Origin of the sequence: Mesorhizobium sp. M2A.F.Ca.ET.067.02.1.1 (assembly GCF_004023285.1) — a bacterium.
In the GTDB taxonomy this organism is placed as follows: domain Bacteria; phylum Pseudomonadota; class Alphaproteobacteria; order Rhizobiales; family Rhizobiaceae; genus Mesorhizobium.
On the sequence record NZ_RZSB01000849.1, the window covers coordinates 1 to 2,337 of the forward strand.

The window sequence follows — 2,337 nt, forward strand, 5'->3', positions numbered from 1 at the left end:
GAAATACACCAATTAAGATTAGCCGGGTAATAGATTTTGTAATGCGGGGATCGTCTCCGCTCGACGGCGCATGTCGGAAATGAACGGAAAAGGCATTGGTTGCATGCGCCTGGCGGCTGCGCTTCGCTTCATGCTGCCCAACGCTTGGCGGCGTGGCCGGGGAAATCCGCAGCGTTGTTGAAGCGGCTTGAGCAAGCATCGGAAATCATTACAGAATTGTAATTCTAACGTTCAGTTTCGGTTCATCCGCTGGCGGTTACTCCTGCGTCTATCGACAACAAGGAGTATCGACCATGAAGCGTCTCATACATTCCGCCGTCACCGCCTCGATGCTGGCCGCCTCGGCCTTCTCCGGCCAGGCCGCGCCGCTCGTCCAGCCGAGGGCGCCGCAGTCGAATTACACGCAGGTCGACTGGCAGAAGCCCGGCCGGCATGTCGACAAGCGGGTCGTCGTGAAGAAGAAGGTCGTAGTTAGGCGCAGCCACTGGCGCAATGGCCAGAAGTATTCCAACTGGAGGCGCCACCAGCCGATCCGCGACTGGCACCGCTACGGCCTGCGCCGCCCGGGCCCCGGCCAGGAGTGGATCCGCGTCGGCAACGATTATGTGCTGGTCAGCATCCTTTCCGGCATCATCTTCGGCGCCATCGCCGCGCGCTAATCCCGGCAACCCGGAAATTCAGAAGGCGGCCATCCGGCCGTCTTCTTTTCGTCTGTGAAAAGCGGGTACGATGGGCCCGACAGAGTCGCAGCGCCCGGCCGGCTTGATTATATGGAGGGCAAACGAGCTTTCTTAGATGCGCTTTCCGCCCGCCTTCCTCGACGAGATACGCGACCGCGTCCCGATTTCATCGGTGATCGGCACGCGTGTCGCGTGGGACAGGAAGAAGACCAACGCGTCGCGCGGCGACTATTGGGCCTGCTGCCCGTTCCACGGCGAGAAAAGCCCGTCCTTTCACTGCGAGGACAAGAAGGGCCGTTATCACTGCTTCGGCTGCTCAGTGTCGGGCGATCACTTCAAGTTCCTCACCGAGCTCGACGGCATGAGTTTCCCCGAGGCGGTCGAGAAGATCGCCGAAATGGCCGGCGTGCCGATGCCGGTGCGCGATGAACGGGAAGAACGGCGCGAGAAGGAGCGCGCCAGCCTGACTGAGGTGATGGAGATGGCGACCGCCTTCTTCCAGGAGCGACTGCAGAGCGCCGACGGTGCCAAAGCCCGTGCGTATCTCAGGGAGCGCGGACTGACGTCGGCCACGCAGCAATCGTTCCGGCTGGGCTACGCGCCCGATAGCCGTAACGCGCTCAAGGAGCATCTCGCCGCCAAGGGCGTGCCGAAGGCCGATATCGAGGCCTGCGGCCTGGTGCGGCATGGCGACGACATTCCGGTTTCGTATGATTGGTTCCGCGACCGCATCATGTTCCCGATCCCGGATTCGCGCGGCAAGATCATCGCCTTCGGCGGGCGGGCGCTGGCGCCCGATGCCTTGGCCAAATACATGAATTCGCCCGACACCGAGCTCTTCCACAAGGGCAACGTGCTCTACAATTTCGCCCGCGCCCGCAAGGCTCTCGCCAAGGGCGGCACGGTGATCGCGGTCGAAGGCTATATGGACGTCATCGCGCTGGCGCAGGCCGGCTTCGAGAATGCCGTGGCGCCGCTCGGCACCGCGCTCACCGAAAACCAGCTCGAGCTGTTGTGGCGCATGGCGCCCGAGCCGGTGCTTTGCTTCGATGGCGACCAGGCCGGGCTAAAGGCGGCGTGGCGGGCGGCCGACATGGCGCTGCCTTCGGTCCAGCCGGAACGTCGCGTGCGCTTTGCGCTGCTGCCCGATGGCAAGGACCCGGACGATCTGGTCAGGGCCGATGGGCCGGATGCGTTCCGCGCCGTGCTTTCGGAGGCGCGGCCGCTTGTCGACCTTTTGTGGATGCGCGAGACGGCCGGCGGTGTTTTCGACACACCCGAGCGGCGCGCGGGGCTGGAAAAGACAGTGGGAGAACTCGCCGGCCGTATCCGCGACGAAAGCACGCGCTACCAATATCAGCAGGAAATGCGCGAGCGGGTGCGGAGCTTCTTCGGCTCGCAACGCGCGGTGCGGCAGGGCCATGGCGGACGCCCCGACGGCCGGCCGGGCGAGCGCGGCAGGGGTTCGGCGCCAGGCGGGGCGTTTGGCCGGGGCGTTGCCGGCGGGCGCGCCGCGATCACCGAGAGCCTGGGCCGCTCGGCGCTGGTCAAACGCGCTGGCGAGGGGATGTCGGTGCGCGAGGCCACGATCATCGTGGCTCTGGTCAACCACCCGGCGCTGATCGACGAGAATTTCGCCCATGTCGAATTTCTCGAC

Annotated in this window: 3 protein-coding genes; 2 read left to right on the forward strand and 1 reads right to left on the reverse strand. The window is 64.7% G+C overall.

The genetic code is table 11. The annotated features are described in order from the left end of the window. The coding region (locus EOA28_RS39710; RefSeq protein WP_210214987.1) for a hypothetical protein at nucleotides 1–199 on the reverse strand (199 nt) is incomplete at its 3' end. 94 nt (nucleotides 200–293) lie between these two features. Here EOA28_RS39710 and EOA28_RS32695 point away from each other — a divergent pair. Both EOA28_RS32695 and dnaG read left to right on the forward strand, forming a co-directional pair. After that, on the forward strand, nucleotides 294–659 hold the full coding sequence (locus tag EOA28_RS32695) for an RcnB family protein (RefSeq protein WP_127252862.1): 366 nt from the start codon (nucleotides 294–296) through the stop codon (nucleotides 657–659). 136 nt (nucleotides 660–795) lie between these two features. After that, on the forward strand, nucleotides 796–2,337 hold a 1,542-nt coding region (gene dnaG, locus EOA28_RS32700; RefSeq protein WP_128315699.1), incomplete at its 3' end, for a DNA primase.